This is a genomic window from Clostridium cadaveris, from assembly GCF_020911725.1.
In the GTDB taxonomy this organism is placed as follows: Bacteria; Bacillota; Clostridia; order Clostridiales; family Clostridiaceae; genus Clostridium_X; species Clostridium_X cadaveris.
This window is the reverse complement of the sequence record NZ_CP076620.1, coordinates 450,001-465,000: the sequence shown is the minus strand read 5'-3', so window position 1 is coordinate 465,000 and position 15,000 is coordinate 450,001. Positions and strand designations below refer to the sequence as shown.

Genomic DNA, 15,000 nt, shown 5'->3' with positions numbered 1-15,000 from the left:
CTCATTTTAAGAATTGCTGGTCTAAATTTATTTCTAAACTTATTTTCTTACTCTGTTTAATTTTCAAAGACCTTGTCGCCCTCAAGCGACTTATTTATCTTACCATTTAAGTTTCTTCTTGTCAATAACTTTTTTCAAAGTTTTTTTAGTTGAAACTTAAACTTTCTTGCCGCTCAGTGCTTATCTGCATCAGCGACATGACTTATAATATCACCTTTGAACTATTGCAATTATACAAAATGTGTCTTTAAATCTAATTTATATTTCTATTTCTCTTAATTACTCTTTTATTCTACATTTTACCCTTATTGATACGCCTGGAATAGTATACTTTTTTATTCTGATTATTCTTTATAGAATTTCATTATCAAAACCCAATCCTTACTCATATATTATTATATATACCAATTTTAGAAGGGATATATATGCATATTTATTTCATCATATTGCTAGTCTTAATAAATCTTTTATGCTTTTTTATACCATATATACTTAGTGATGGATTCAAAAGATTTCGGATAAGCAAATTTCTTCCCCCTATACTTTCTGTCTCACTTATTTTCATTTCCTCCATAGGTATGATATTAGTTGATTCTATAGATATTTATAGAGAGTATGTATATCTCATCATTATTTCCGACATTTCATTCATAACCATGCTTATTTTATGTATATATTATGAAATCGCTCGTGGATATTGATAACTGATTTCATATTCCTTATGGAATATTTAATATAAAAGGCCCCTAGCTTTTTGAGCTGACCCCCAAAAGTTAGACCTAAAAATCTAACTTATGGGAGGTCAGTTTTTTATGGCAAAATATAGTTTTGAATTTAAGTTACAGGTTGTTCAAGCATATTTAAATGGTGAAGGTAGTTATAACTATCTTTCAAAAAAATATGAAATTCCTTTTGGAAGGGATATTAGAAAATGGGTAAATGCATATAAAGCGTTTGGCAAAGATGGTTTGACACGAGCAAGAAAAAATGAAAGTTACTCTTTCGAATTTAAGCTTCATGTAGTAAAGTTATATTTAACAACAGAAGTTTCATATCAGGAGTTAGCTTTATCTGTGGGTATAAATAACCCACCTCTAATTACTAGATGGGTAAATGACTATCGAATTGCTGGTCCTGATGCTTTAAAAACTAAGCGTAAAGGACGGAGACGAAAAGTGGATAAAACTAAAGCTATAACTACTGATGCATCAAATGATAATCGGGAGTATCTTAAACAATTAGAGGAAGAAAACTTAAAACTCAGAATAGAGAATGCCTATTTAAAAGAATTGAGGAGGTTGCGTTTAGAGGACGAAGCTCGTCTGAGAGAACAGCAAGAGTCATCCACAGCCTCCGAAGAGAATTCAAACTGAAAGATATTCTCTCATTTACAGGATTTCCAAAGGCTACATATATGTATTGGCAAAAACGGTTTGACAGAGAAAACCCTGATCAAGAATTAGAAAACATTATTCTTGAAATTCGTAAGAATAATAAGGATTTTGGATATCGAAGAATTTATGGTGAACTTCGAAAACGCGGAATGTTTGTCAACAAAAAGAAAGTTCAGCGCATTATTCAAAAGCTTGGAATTCAGGTTATATCCTTTACCAGAAAAAGCAGAAAATACAGTTCCTATAAAGGAAAGGTTGGAAAGGTTGCTCCAAACCGTATTCATCGACGCTTTAATACATGTATTCAACATCAGAAAATAACAACTGATACATCTGAATTTAAGTACTATGAAGTTGATAATAAAGGGCATATGACGATCCATAAACTATATCTTGATCCATTTATGGATATGTATAATTCAGAAATACTTAGTTATTGTATATCAAAGAAACCATCGGCACATAACATAATGGTAGCTTTGAATCAGGCTATAGATATCACATCCAATTGCTTTTATAGAAGGACATTTCATTCTGATCAAGGGTGGGCTTATCAAATGAAAGCCTATAGATATACACTTAAAGAGAACAGAATATTTCAGAGTATGTCTCGAAAAGGTAACTGTTATGACAACTCTGTAATGGAGAATTTCTTTGGCATTATGAAACAGGAAATGTACTATGGCTGTGTTTATTATAGTTATGAAGAATTAAAGTCAGCAATAGAAAAATATATAGAGTATTATAATAATCAAAGAATCAAACAGAAACTTGCTTGGATGAGTCCTGTTGAATATCGTCTTAACCAGGCTGCATAAAGAATAGCGTAGCAGTTAAAAACTACTACGCTATAAAGTCTAACTTATTGGGGTCACATCATTTTTTAACTTTGCTAGGAGCCTTTATTTAGCGACATTCCTATAATCAACTCTTAATCACTTACTCTTTTATATGGTCTGTTATAAGTTTATAGACTTCTTCATCATAATTAGCCACTACAAATTTATATCTTCCTGGATTATAACTTACACCTACATCATAACATATTATCATCTTGTCACCCTTCCTTCTTATAAAAGAAAGCATCTTCCAAGTCACCTCTTTTCCTCTCACTGATAATCCTATATCATTTATAGCGATTCTAACCTTATAATTTAATATGATACTTATTGTAAAATATAAAGTTAAGAAACTAATCAATATAATATCAACTAAGATGAAGTTCCATTGCCCTTGAATATTACCATAAGACTTATACATATATATACTGATAATAGCTAGGAATAAAATAAAGCTTATTACAGATAAAAGTTTTTCATTATTTTCATGATAGGTTGTCATTAAATACTCTGCCTTTTCATTTACAACACATTGATGTAATAATATCTTTAATTTATATATTGCTAAGAGTATTGCAATAATCGTGATAACGGCTATAAAAGCATACATCCTCTCATCTCCCAAAATTTTTCCTCTTATTATAATATGAAGATAATTTCTTATAGTTCCTACAATATATTCCTTTTATCATTTGCATTGAAATATAAAGTCTTTAATGATATATTTATAGAAAAGATAGATTTAAAAATTACCATATGAAAAGGAGGAAAAGCTAATTCTCTCTTATGAATTAGCCTAAAATAACGATGAAAAAAGCAGCATTATTAGGTGTATTGCTATCTTTGACACTGCTTGCTGGATGTGGTAGTTCTTCTTCATCTACAGCAGTAAAAGATGACAGCAACGAAAAAAAATTTGTAAATTACGAAATTCAAGGTAATTCAAAAGTAGAAATTAAAAATCTAGAAACATCAAAAACATCAACAATTGAATCATCAATTGATGTATCAACTGATCCAAAAGCTCATTTATCATACATAAGGGTAAAAAACCCTAAAACTGAAGAAACACTATATTTAGAAAAAGATCATTTTCTTATAAAAGCTGGAGATATATATAAGGATATAACTATCCCATTTAGAAATAGCAAATTCCAATATTTATTCTCTCTTCAAAAGACATTAACTTACGGAAATGATTATCTTACACCTTCTACCTATGCTAATTTAAATGAAACTTCAAAGAAAAGCACTTCTAAAACTATAAGTGGCAAAACCTTCTCAGGTACAGAAAAAGTTTATGAAGGTGATGAGATATTAGCAGACGTGTTCAAAAAAGATGCTGAAAACATTCTTAATATGAAAAATGAAGCTAATACTTTAAATTCAATAAAGGAAGCAGAGAGTGAATCCAAGCTTTCAGATAAGGAAAAAGAAAAGAAAGTTTCTACTTTAGAAAAAGAGTACAAAAAGAAAAATAGCAATCTTTTATCTGTAGTTAAAGTTACAGACGTAAAAGTTACTATTTTTGAAGATAAAGACGGCAATATTCTTTCTGCTCAAACTACAGGAAAAGTTAATTTAAATAATGCCATGGAAATGAAATTCACATCTAATTACGACACAACAGCTTTAGGTAATGATGTAAAAATTGATTTAATGGATGAAAGCAAGATAGAGCCTTATACTGGAGATTTAAGATACTCTCTTAGAAACTTATTCCAACAATAGACAAGACAAAGAATAAAAGCTTACTATTATTCTACGGATACTGAAATACTATTATGAGATTAGTTAAGAGTTGCGTAGTGAATAGTGAAATTTTAAGCAGAGAAAGCTTTGAGATTTACATAAATCCCAAAGCTTTCTCTGCTTTTTTAGTTTTTGATTTTATCTATAGACTCAAAAAAGCACAGCTACTTATAAAAGTTGCTATGCCTATGAAATCCAAGATCTTAATTTTTCACTATGTGACTTTTATTTATACAAAATTTTATTTCTTTGTGCCTCTTCTTTAACTTAATCTTTACATCCACTATTTAACTAATTTAGCGTGTACAATAGTTCTTGCATCGTCTATTTCATAAGTACACGTTACTAAGGTCAAGATCTTATCCCCTTTTTCTACTTTTACATCATTAGTATAAAAGGATTTATTCTTTATAAGCTTCACATACTCGTCGAATTCTTCTTTAGAACTGTAATTTATCTTTCCAAGTTTATCACCTGGTTTTAAAACATAAACTGAAAACACCTCATATGTATGTTCTCCATTTTCATCTTTTATGATAACTTTATTATTTTGATTAAAAAATTCATTTTCCTTAAATTTTTGAAGTTTACTAAACATAGAACCATTTCTCATATTATGTCCATAAATTACAGTATTATCATCCTTACCTTCTTCATTTAAGTAATCCATAAAAACGCATCCTGAAATAGATTCATTTTTATTAAAATCATGTTTCAGGTAAAAATCATTATCCGTGCCTTGAACGATTGGGTAATCTATGTCTGTATTCTCAACAGTTATCCATCCCTTATAATCTCCATTAATACCTTTTAACCTATCAAATATTCCCTTATAATCAATATTTTCAGGACTCTTCTGTATCTCTTCTATATACTCCTGCCTTACAGCATCATAAGTCTTACCATCGGTTTTATATTCATGAAGCTTAGAAAATATTTTATAACATGAAAATAAGAAAACAATTATTAATACAATCTCAATAAACGTCATAATTTTTTTCTTCATTTTATACATCCCTTCAATTTGTTGCATTTTCTTATATTTATTTCATTATGAAAGTTTTACCTTATATACATTATATCTAAAATTCCTTCATTCATAAATATTAAGTTCAGCTTAAAGTCAAAAATACCCTAATAAATTTTTATAGCATCAAAGGTCTGAGCCATAATTGCTAAAAAGGATTCTACCGAACATAAAATCCGATAGAACCCTTTTATTTTTATATCCTAAATTTTTCACACTACTCAAACTCTGAGTGATAATAATATTTACTACTTAGAAGTATCAGTATAAGTGAATGTATTTGTCTTATCTGAACGATCACGCCAATAAGAATTGTTATTTACAGTATTCTCAACATGTATATAAACATGAGGGTGATTTTTGTCTATAGTAAAAGTATTGCTTGGATCAATTTTTGACCAATCTGTGTTCTTAGTATAACTCACCTTAATTACTGGGCTTCCACTATAGTCCATTGGTATTATTTCACTAATCTTATAAGTACCAGCTGTAAGATAACCATACTTACTTAAATCAGCCTTATCACCTGTTTCGTACCAACCAGTATCATACACTACTCTATCATTTCCTCTTAAATAAGCATTCATAGTCTTGATATCTCCAGCAGATAAATCTACATTATATTTTGCTGAACTTCCTAATTTTTCTACAGAGATAGGGAACGTAGTATCAAATGTACTTGTACCATTAACTGCCTTATCTATAGTTACGCTACCAACCTTTGGGTTAATAGTTACATGAGGTACTGGGAACGTTCCTGTTATATTTTCATTTGGCTTTAAGGGATCTTTTCCTGTTAATGTTGCAGAAACATTAGTTTCTACATCTTTTCCACTAAAATAAGGATCTGATACAGTAACATTATATGATATCTCTATGTGTACTCTATTATTTTGAGGACTTTGAGTTATCTTAGACAAATCAAATTCAATAGTTTCCGGATTATCTTTAACTACCTTGAAAAATCCAGCTGAAGGATTAACCTCTGTTCCGTTAACCTTTACCTTAATATCTCTATCTGCTGTATTCTCTGGTAATGTAAAAGTTGATGGTAAAATATCATAAATTTTTCCATCTTTAATTATTGTTTCATTTATATCAGTCTTTACTTCCTCAGCTATTGATGTAAACATGGAAACTATTTTATCTTTATCATTTGTGTAATATTTATCAGCCCATGCACTTTGAGTTGATTCTACACTTTGAATAGTACTTAAAAATTGTTTTGCCATATTCTCATCAGTCTGAGATGAATTTCCGGTAAACAATCCAACACTGTACATCTTAGCTTCAGGATAATTGTCAGTTCCTTTTGCTATAGTTAGCTTGCCTTGCCCATCTGCATATGTGTAACGATCATCGTATAAATATGGTCCATATCTACCAGAGTCATCATCATAGTACTCATAATCCCAATATCTATAGCTACATGTAAAATACCCAATTCCGCCGATTGTAGTTATACTTCCTTTAATCTCATTATATTTTTTTTGAGCTTCTTTAAAATATCTATCATATGATCTATTTCCTGCACCTGAGACATAGAAATCATTATAATAGAAAGTTGGGAGTCCATCTGTAAAAAACAATACATATCTTTTAGCAGTAGGATTAGTCTTTTTAGAAACTTGAAGAAGTCTTTTTATTTCACCTATTCCAGCCTCTGTATTTGTCCCTTCTCCTCCATACGGATTTCTAGCTTTGAGACCTGCTACAGACTTCATTATATTACTTTTATCTCCAGTAAAATCCATACCATCATCATTATACTCTCTTTTCCCAAATGTCGATATAGCCATTCTTATATCTGCATTAAGAGGATTTGTGCTATTGTATATTGTATTTACAAAGTTTTCAGCAGCATCTCTTACATTTTTAATTTTGTCCTTCATACTTGTTGATTCGTCTACAACCATTATTATATCTGCTTTAACTTTTTCATTTTGTGGTACAGTTCCATTTATGTCAAACTTTATCTTATATAAATCATTTCCTATAGATTCTGCAGTTTTATCTATAGTGATTGTTTGGTTACTTGGTGTATTTATATTTACAAATGTTGATGTAGAAGCATTTGCTTTAGAGTTATATCCAGTAAACCCCATTGTGAAAAGCAATATTACAGCTAGTAATGCAGATCTTAGTCTCTTTTTTAGTATATTTTTTAGATTTCTTACTTCTTTCATTACTATGCCTCCTTACTTGCCTTTCTATTTTTTTTAGCTACAACTAGCAACAACATTAAACTACCAACTGCCATAGCAGTGTACGTTACTATGCTGTCATCTCCAGTCTTTGGCGAATCATTTTTGCCTTTTTCTGGCTCAGATGATTCAACTGAATCGTCTGGTTCTGGATAAAGACTTTCCTTTGTTGCTGTAAATATCCAATCAACAGCGCCTTCCTTGTTCATATATTCATGTCCTGTAGAGGGTCCATCCAGTGTCACCACAGCATGTAGTCTAGCTTTCTCTCCTGGTTGAAAAGTTCCAAGTTCTATATCTTCAGATAATCCATTTTCACCACTAACAGGTCCATTATATATGATTTTATCTTTATATGTTATCTTAATCTCTAACTTAGTTAACAAGTCATACTTCTCTTCCTTTGGTGTAGCTCTTTCAGCTCTCAAGTAAAGAGTATATGGCTGATCATGTTCATTTCTTATAAACATTTCTCTATCAATAGAGTCACCTGGCAACATACTCTCTTTATATAAAAAGTTTGTTTCTTCTTCTGGTAATGATATTAATATACCGTCTTCGTCCCCAACTAAATGAACATTAGAAGGTAAAGTTTGTGCCAAAACCCCTTGAGCATTTACTACCAAAAGAAGTGCAAGGGTCATAACTATACATTTTAAATAGCCCTTCACCTTTATACCTCCCATTATGGTTTACTACTAAATTATTAGTAGCATTGAATTTTCAAATAAAGGGGCATACTGTGGTAGCAAGCCCCTTTGTTTTATTTTTAATAAATTTTAGTATTCAGAATTGTCAGTTATAGTAGCTCCATCTATTGGTTTTTCATTTCCTACTGCTGTTGCACCTTCAAATGCCTTTAACTTAGCTTTAACATCTTCGCTTGCACTAGCAAATTTTTCTGCATATGCTCCATTTGATGCTTGTACAGATTCTGCATCAACTTTAATATTGAATGCCTTATTCATTTGCTCAATAGTTGCATCCTTAGAGAAAGTTACTGTGTCTAATAATTGATTTGTGTACTTTCCTGCTGCTACTTTTCCCATGTAATAGTAGTAGCCATCAGCATCTTTAACCCAAGATGAATCCTCTCCAGTTGCGTTCACAAAATTCATAGTAACCATTTCACTTAAGCTATTATCAAGTGTTATTTTAACTCTTATAAATTGATCAAAAGTAGCTGAGTTCTTAACTTGTACTTTCTTATCTACAGTTTTACCTGGTTGTAATACCTTCGCATCGTCCTTGTCAAATTTTTCGAATATATCTAATGCTACAGATTGATCTGCTCCTGTGTTAAATTTATTTGTTACGCTATCGCTAGCTGTTAACCAAGCTAAAGTTCCTCCAACTATTCCAACTGTTAATACTCCTGCAACTAATAATGATGTTATCTTCTTATTTTTCATAATAATAAATCCTCCCATTTTTCTCTTTTATTTTTTTTATTATAAAATAATCTTCCAAATTATTTTTTACATTGTTTTATTAATTTTAACAACTTCCCAATTGTTTTTATCTTTAATATCCTTTTTTACAACCAAGCTTCCCATTTCCCAATTGCAAATTTTCATCTCATTTTTCTATCTGTTACTCAATTCACTTAGCATTGTTTTTATGTTTTCGTCTTGAATATTAGTCCAAGCTTTTTCATAAATGGCTCCACTTCCATTAGGATTCTTAGCAGCTAAAACAGTTTCAGATTTGACATCTACTATAAGCTTTTTACCTTTATATCTACTTTTTAAATTATCAGGAATTGTAGCCGAAACGGATTCTATAATAGGTACTGTATTCTTGTTTGTTGGAACTATAGCCGTGTAATAATAGTATTCTCCTTTGCCATCTTTAAGCCATCTACCTTCCTGGTTGCTTCCAGTATCACTTGAATTAGAGGCTATATTAGCAAATGTGATTTCAACTACAGAGGTATCTCCAGGCCATGGATTTCCACTTTCATCTACCCATCTAGGTATTATCGATACTCTTATGATGGCTGGACTCTTGCTTTCATTAGTTATTTGAACTAACTTGTCTACTTTTGAACCGTTCCAATCGGTCTTATCTGTAAACCCATTTTCATTTACTGATATTTTCACACTTCCTGTAGAAAGATTATTAGTAACACTATCTTCCGCTGTCAAAGTTGCATATGTCCCTGATGTCAAAGCTACAGCTCCTATCATAATTGTAGCTAATATCGTTCCTATCATAATTTTTTTCATTACCCTACTTTTCACCTCCTTATAGAAGAATTTTCCTAAGCCATTGTAGTTTATTTTTATATCAACCTATAAGTAGTTTTATCCACTTTAAGGTTGATATGAAAATCACTTAGCTTTCGAATCTCGTCTTAATTTAATGTGATTTCATGTAATAATTAAGAATTTAATAAAAATCCCATTCCAATCTCTTCTTCAAAATGTCGAATTTTAGTTTTTGATATTTTGTTAACCATATGCAAATTTAATTATTTATTTAATATAATATAACACTTGCACTTAACTTATTTTATCATTTTATTATTATGGTTAATTTTTCTTTCGTTTATATTGGTTATTTTATCACATAGTTTCTAGCAACACAAGTGATATTTTTACAATTTAAGTAAGTTTTTTATGGAAATTCATTAAACTTTTTGTACGGTTTTATTAGCCTTTCGATTTTATCACTATCTAAAATACTATTTATAAAATTTATGATATTTTTCTTTTATTAACCAAGTATGTTGTTACTTGGCTATGTTTAAATTATATATCCGTTTTTTTATAACTCTTTAAATTTTGCTTTGAAATGCACGCATAGGGAATGAAGTGCAGTTTTTTTGCTAAAGACCGCCTTGTTTTTCCCATATAAAGTAAGAATTTTATATAAACAAAATTAAAAACGGACTATACATTCCTATATAGTCCGTTTAATCCCAAAAACACTAAAAGTTCTTATATTAATTTTATTTATCATCTTTATTTCTATCGTCATCTTTATTAATCTTTCTAACCATAACACTAACACCAGTAAGTCCAACTGCTATTACAATTATAGCTATTATTATCTTATTCAAATTCTTCTGCATATATTGCATTCTGCTTCCAAGTCCACCTATATGTTTTACAACCCTTCCTACAAGAAGCTGTTCACTTACCGGGTTTGGATCTTCGACATTATTAGCATCTCCTTTTGTGACAAACTTTATTTCATCTTCTTTTATGACTTGTTTAACTCTATGAGTTGTTATATTGTCAGACTGTGAACTTGCAAAAGTTATTATATCTCCTTCTTTTATTTCATTTGCAGGAGTTTCTTTTACAATAACTAAATCTCCCGGTTCTATAGTAGGACTCATACTTCCAGTAAGAACTGTATAAAATTTATGACCCATTACCGAAGGCTGAACCCCCATTTTTTTTGCTCTAAGCATAGTGAAACATATAAGTATCATTGATATGAGTACTAAATAAAATAATATATTTCCTATTATCTTTCCAACTTTTTTCATGAATGAAACACTCTCCTTACATTTTACCATTTATCAATAGTGTATCATATTCATTTACGAAATCGAATTATATTTTAAACATTAGTAGTAATTTTCTTATCAAACAACCTTATATAGATAAAACGTTTTTACAAATCAAAATGAAACAATTTTTTAGACAAAACCTAATCTCACGTTGCTTTTATCTACCAAACTTGACCTAAAATGTTCAAGCAGATACAATATATATGCACATAGAAATTAACGCATTTTTAAACTAAAGAGAAACTAATAAATAAAGTAAGGATGGTAATTTATGAACAGCACTAAACTCATCATATTTGACATGGATGGACTTATGATCGATACAGAAAGACTTAATTTAAAGGGTTGGATTGATATCGGAAAAAAGCATAATTATACTATTCAGGCTGAAAATATTCAAAAAATAATGGGCATGGCTCGTCATGAACATGAGCCTATCCTTCGTAAAGATTTTGGTGATGATTTTCCATATGAGACGATATACACTGAAAAGAATCAATATGTAACAGATATTATAGAAAGAGAAGGCATTAGTGTAAAACCTTTTTTGCTAGAGCTTTTGGATGTGCTTGATCATATGAGAATAAAGAAAGTTGTTGCAACTGGGACAGGACGAGAAAGAGCTATTTATCTTTTAAAAAAAGCCGGTATCTATCAAAGATTCGATGATATGATTTGTGGAGATGAAGTTAAAAACGGAAAACCAAATCCAGAAATTTTTCTAACCGCCTGTAAAAAAGTAAATATATCGCCAGAAGAAGCTATAGTCCTCGAGGACTCTCAAAATGGTCTTATAGCCGCTCATAATGCTGGAATAAAATGCTTTCTTGTTCCTGATCTTCAATATCCTTCTCCTCAATATGAAAACTATGCAGAGAAAATCTGTGAAACATTAAAGGATGCTATTGATTATATAAAGAAATGATACTATAATAATAAAAGTCTCGTATTATTATCAAGTTATTTTTTAACTTATAATAAAACAATCCACAGCTATGGATTAAAATTTTTCCATAACTGTGGATTGTTTTGAATTAAGAGTTATTAATTAAAATTTCACTCTTCACACATCTCACTTCTAACTATTTAATAACTTTAAGTTCTTTGCTCACCTTATTAAGAACTTCACATCCATCTTTAGTTACAAGCACTAAATCTTCTATTCTAACTCCAACTTTACCAGCTATATATATTCCCGGTTCAATAGAAAATATCATACCTTCTTTTACTGGCTCATTATTTACAGCTGAAACATTACCTAGATCGTGTACTTCTATTCCTATAGAATGACCTAGTCTATGTGTAAAATACTCACCATATCCCTTAGATGTTATATAATCTCTTGCAGTTGCATCTATTTCTGAGAATTTAACTCCTGGTTTAATCATAGCTATAGCTCTCATATTAGCCTCACGCACTATTTCATATACTTCTCTGGCATTTTCTGATGGTTCACCAAGAAATACAGTTCTTGTCATATCTGAGCAATAAGAATTCTTTTTACATCCTATATCTAGTATTACACTATCCCCTGTCTTTCCTTTAGAATCATCAGGTTCATGATGTGGATCTGCAGCATTAGCTCCATAAGCTATTATTGGGTCAAACGAAAATCCTTCTGCTCCAAGATCTTGATATATTTCTGCAAGTTTAGATGCCATTTCCTTTTCAGTGAATCCCTTGTTTGTAAGCTGTGCTAATCTCTCTATAGCCATATCATTTAATCTAGAAGCTTCTCTCATGAATTCTTTTTCTTCTTCATCTTTGCACATTCTAACTGTATCTACTAATGTAGCTGCACTTACAAATTTACTTCCTGCTCCCAAATCTATAAGTTTTAATAGAAATCTTGCTGGCCAATTCTTGTCGATAGCTATTGTCTTATTTTTTTCTATATAATCAGCCATTATAGCTACAGGATCCTGAGTATCGTTATACCATACCTTTTCAACTCCAAGATCTTCTGTAACCGGAAATAATTCATTAATAAACAACTTATGATTTCCGCTAACATTCAAATAAAGTGCTACTAATCTTTCTCCAGGATGTATCCACTTTCCTGTCAAATAAAATATAGCTGCACTATCTGCTATTATAGCCTGTGGGATTTCTAAAGCTTTCATTTGTTCTAATACTTTTTCAACTCTTTCAGTTTTCATTCCTGATCCTCCTTTTTATATATATTACTATTACTTAATTTAATTCTTACATTTCATTTACTAGGTCAAATTTTATGATAACCGACCTCTTATGCTATTATACCAAAGATAACTTAAATTTAAAAATAAACGTAAAAAGTAATTATTATCATATATAATTTTAGATAATAAAAAACCATGAAGATTAACTTCATGGTTTTTGGTGGAGATAAAGAGATTCGAACTCTTGACCCCCTGCGTGCAAGGCAGGTGCTCTCCCAGCTGAGCTATACCCCCAAAAATGGTGGACCTTCAGGGACTCGAACCCCGGACCTACCGGTTATGAGCCGGTTGCTCTAACCAACTGAGCTAAAGATCCAAGTTTTCACCTGGCGACCACCTACTCTCCCACAGAGCCTCCCCTGCAGTACCATCAGCCGTAATTTGCTTGACCTTCGTGTTCGGAATGGAAACGGGTATTACCAAATTACGCATCATCACCAGATTCACTTGTTTTCTTGACAAAAATTATTATAAATTATTTTTTAATCTTTGTCAACAACTTTTTTCAAAGTTTTTGAAAGATTTTATTCTTTCAAAATTGCACACAGATTTTCTTTTCTATCTTTGTATCTTTGATTAAGTCCTCGACCTATTAGTATGAGTCAGCTGAATACATTGCTGCACTTACACCTCTCACCTATCTACCTTGTGTTCTTCAAGGGGTCTTACTAACTTACGTTATGGGAAATCTCATCTTGAGGGGGGCTTCACGCTTAGATGCTTTCAGCGTTTATCCCTTCCCAACTTAGCTACCCAGCTATGCTCCTGGCGGAACAACTGGTGCACCAGAGGTCAGTCCATCCCGGTCCTCTCGTACTAAGGACAGCTCCTCTCAAATTTCCTACGCCCGCGACGGATAGGGACCGAACTGTCTCACGACGTTCTGAACCCAGCTCGCGTGCCGCTTTAATGGGCGAACAGCCCAACCCTTGGGACCTACTTCAGCCCCAGGATGCGACGAGCCGACATCGAGGTGCCAAACCTCCCCGTCGATGTGGACTCTTGGGGGAGATCAGCCTGTTATCCCCGAGGTAGCTTTTATCCGTTGAGCGATGGCCCTCCCACGAGGTACCACCGGATCACTAAGCCCGACTTTCGTCCCTGCTCGACTTGTTGGTCTTGCAGTCAGGCTCCCTTCTGCCTTTGCACTCTTCGAAGGATTTCCGACCCTTCTGAGGGAACCTTTGGGCGCCTCCGTTACTTTTTTGGAGGCGACCGCCCCAGTCAAACTGCCCACCTAACAATGTCCCGTCACCAGCTTCATGGTGCCCGGTTAGAATCCCAGTACTGTCAGGGTGGTATCCCAAGGGTGGCTCCACAGGACCTGACGATCCTATTTCTCAGCCTCCCACCTATCCTGTACAGACAATACCGGAACTCAATGCTAAATTGCAGTAAAGCTCTACGGGGTCTTTCCGTCCAATCGCGGGTAGCCAGCATCTTCACTGGCACTACAATTTCGCCGGATTTGCAGTTGAGACAGTGCCCAAGTCATTACGCCATTCGTGCGGGTCAGAACTTACCTGACAAGGAATTTCGCTACCTTAGGACCGTTATAGTTACGGCCGCCGTTTACTGGGGCTTAAGTTCACACCTTCGCCTAAACTAAGTGTTCCCCTTAACCTTCCAGCACCGGGCAGGCGTCAGCCCCTATACATCAGCTTTCGCTTTAGCAGAGACCTGTGTTTTTGCTAAACAGTTGCTTGGGCCTATTCTCTGCGACCATATTTCTATGGCACTCCTTCTCCCGAAGTTACGGAGTCAATTTGCCGAGTTCCTTAACTGCAATTCTTCCGATGGCCTTAGGATTCTCTCCTCACCTACCTGTGTCGGTTTGCGGTACGGGCACTACTTTGCTCCCTAGAGGCTTTTCTTGGCAGCGTGGAATCAGATACTTCAGCCACTTGGGCCTTCCCCATAACACCTCAACATTATAAAGACGGATTTGCCTATCTTTACTGTCTAAGTGCTTAGACTAACATCCATTAGTTAGCACATCTTATCCTCCTGCGTCACCCCATTGGTCATACGCTTATAGTGGTATCGGAATATCAACCGAT

The 15,000-nt window shown here is 32.8% G+C and carries 12 protein-coding genes, 2 tRNA genes and 2 rRNA genes (1 of these 16 only partly in view); 3 read left to right on the top strand and 13 right to left on the bottom strand.

Annotated elements, in window-relative coordinates:
* Window positions 1-433: 433 nt before the first annotated feature.
* Window positions 434-565 carry a hypothetical protein gene (locus tag KQH81_RS17575; RefSeq protein WP_267890581.1) on the bottom strand — a complete coding sequence of 44 codons (132 nt, stop codon included), beginning with the start codon at window positions 563-565 and terminating at the stop codon, window positions 434-436.
* 247 nt (window positions 566-812) lie between these two features.
* Here KQH81_RS17575 and KQH81_RS02110 point away from each other — a divergent pair.
* A protein-coding gene (locus KQH81_RS02110) for an IS3 family transposase (RefSeq protein ID WP_407647283.1) occupies window positions 813-2,212 on the top strand; the annotation gives its coding sequence in 2 pieces (ribosomal slippage) (window positions 813-1,281 and window positions 1,281-2,212; 1,401 coding nt in all).
* Window positions 2,213-2,333: 121 nt separating this feature from the next.
* Here KQH81_RS02110 and KQH81_RS02105 read toward each other — a convergent pair.
* The gene (locus KQH81_RS02105; RefSeq protein WP_155850342.1) at window positions 2,334-2,843 is read right to left on the bottom strand and encodes a hypothetical protein; all 510 of its coding nucleotides are present in this window, start codon (window positions 2,841-2,843) and stop codon (window positions 2,334-2,336) included.
* Between the two features lie 197 nt (window positions 2,844-3,040).
* On the opposite strand from KQH81_RS02105, the gene KQH81_RS02100 reads away from it, so the two are divergent.
* Entirely contained in the window at window positions 3,041-3,964 is a 924-nt protein-coding gene (locus KQH81_RS02100) for a hypothetical protein (protein WP_143081371.1), read from the top strand.
* 304 nt (window positions 3,965-4,268) lie between these two features.
* Here the strand turns inward: KQH81_RS02100 and srtB are convergent, their stop codons facing one another.
* From srtB to KQH81_RS02070, 6 genes are all read right to left on the bottom strand, one after another.
* Window positions 4,269-4,991, bottom strand: a complete 723-nt coding sequence (srtB, locus tag KQH81_RS02095; protein WP_027639860.1) for a class B sortase — start codon at window positions 4,989-4,991, stop codon at window positions 4,269-4,271.
* Between the two features lie 269 nt (window positions 4,992-5,260).
* Complete coding sequence (locus KQH81_RS02090; protein WP_027639859.1) at window positions 5,261-7,198, bottom strand: vWA domain-containing protein; 1,938 nt, start codon at window positions 7,196-7,198, stop codon at window positions 5,261-5,263.
* 2 nt (window positions 7,199-7,200) lie between these two features.
* Window positions 7,201-7,887, bottom strand: coding sequence for an LPXTG cell wall anchor domain-containing protein (locus KQH81_RS02085; protein WP_099336543.1), 687 nt, complete (start codon window positions 7,885-7,887; stop codon window positions 7,201-7,203).
* 108 nt (window positions 7,888-7,995) lie between these two features.
* Complete coding sequence (locus KQH81_RS02080) at window positions 7,996-8,628, bottom strand: TasA family protein (protein WP_051196354.1); 633 nt, start codon at window positions 8,626-8,628, stop codon at window positions 7,996-7,998.
* 174 nt (window positions 8,629-8,802) lie between these two features.
* Complete coding sequence (locus KQH81_RS02075; RefSeq protein ID WP_027639857.1) at window positions 8,803-9,444, bottom strand: hypothetical protein; 642 nt, start codon at window positions 9,442-9,444, stop codon at window positions 8,803-8,805.
* A 725-nt stretch (window positions 9,445-10,169) separates the two neighbouring features.
* Window positions 10,170-10,715: a signal peptidase I gene (locus KQH81_RS02070; RefSeq protein WP_230028779.1), complete on the bottom strand. Its 546-nt coding sequence runs from the start codon at window positions 10,713-10,715 to the stop codon at window positions 10,170-10,172.
* A gap of 295 nt (window positions 10,716-11,010) precedes the next feature.
* Between KQH81_RS02070 and KQH81_RS02065 the strand changes: the two genes are divergently transcribed.
* A complete protein-coding gene (locus KQH81_RS02065; protein WP_027639855.1) occupies window positions 11,011-11,664 on the top strand; it encodes an HAD family hydrolase in 654 nt (217 codons plus the stop codon).
* Window positions 11,665-11,821: 157 nt separating this feature from the next.
* On the opposite strand, the gene KQH81_RS02060 is transcribed toward KQH81_RS02065, so the two are convergent.
* From KQH81_RS02060 to KQH81_RS02040, 5 genes are all read right to left on the bottom strand, one after another.
* Entirely contained in the window at window positions 11,822-12,898 is a 1,077-nt protein-coding gene (locus KQH81_RS02060; RefSeq protein ID WP_230028777.1) for a M24 family metallopeptidase, read from the bottom strand.
* Between the two features lie 200 nt (window positions 12,899-13,098).
* A tRNA-Ala gene (locus KQH81_RS02055) sits at window positions 13,099-13,174 on the bottom strand.
* A 5-nt stretch (window positions 13,175-13,179) separates the two neighbouring features.
* Window positions 13,180-13,256: transfer RNA gene (locus tag KQH81_RS02050), tRNA-Ile, on the bottom strand.
* Window positions 13,257-13,264: 8 nt separating this feature from the next.
* Window positions 13,265-13,382, bottom strand: a 5S ribosomal RNA gene (gene rrf, locus KQH81_RS02045).
* Between the two features lie 130 nt (window positions 13,383-13,512).
* Window positions 13,513-15,000: ribosomal RNA gene (locus tag KQH81_RS02040) — 23S ribosomal RNA — on the bottom strand (it continues 1,416 nt past the right edge of the window).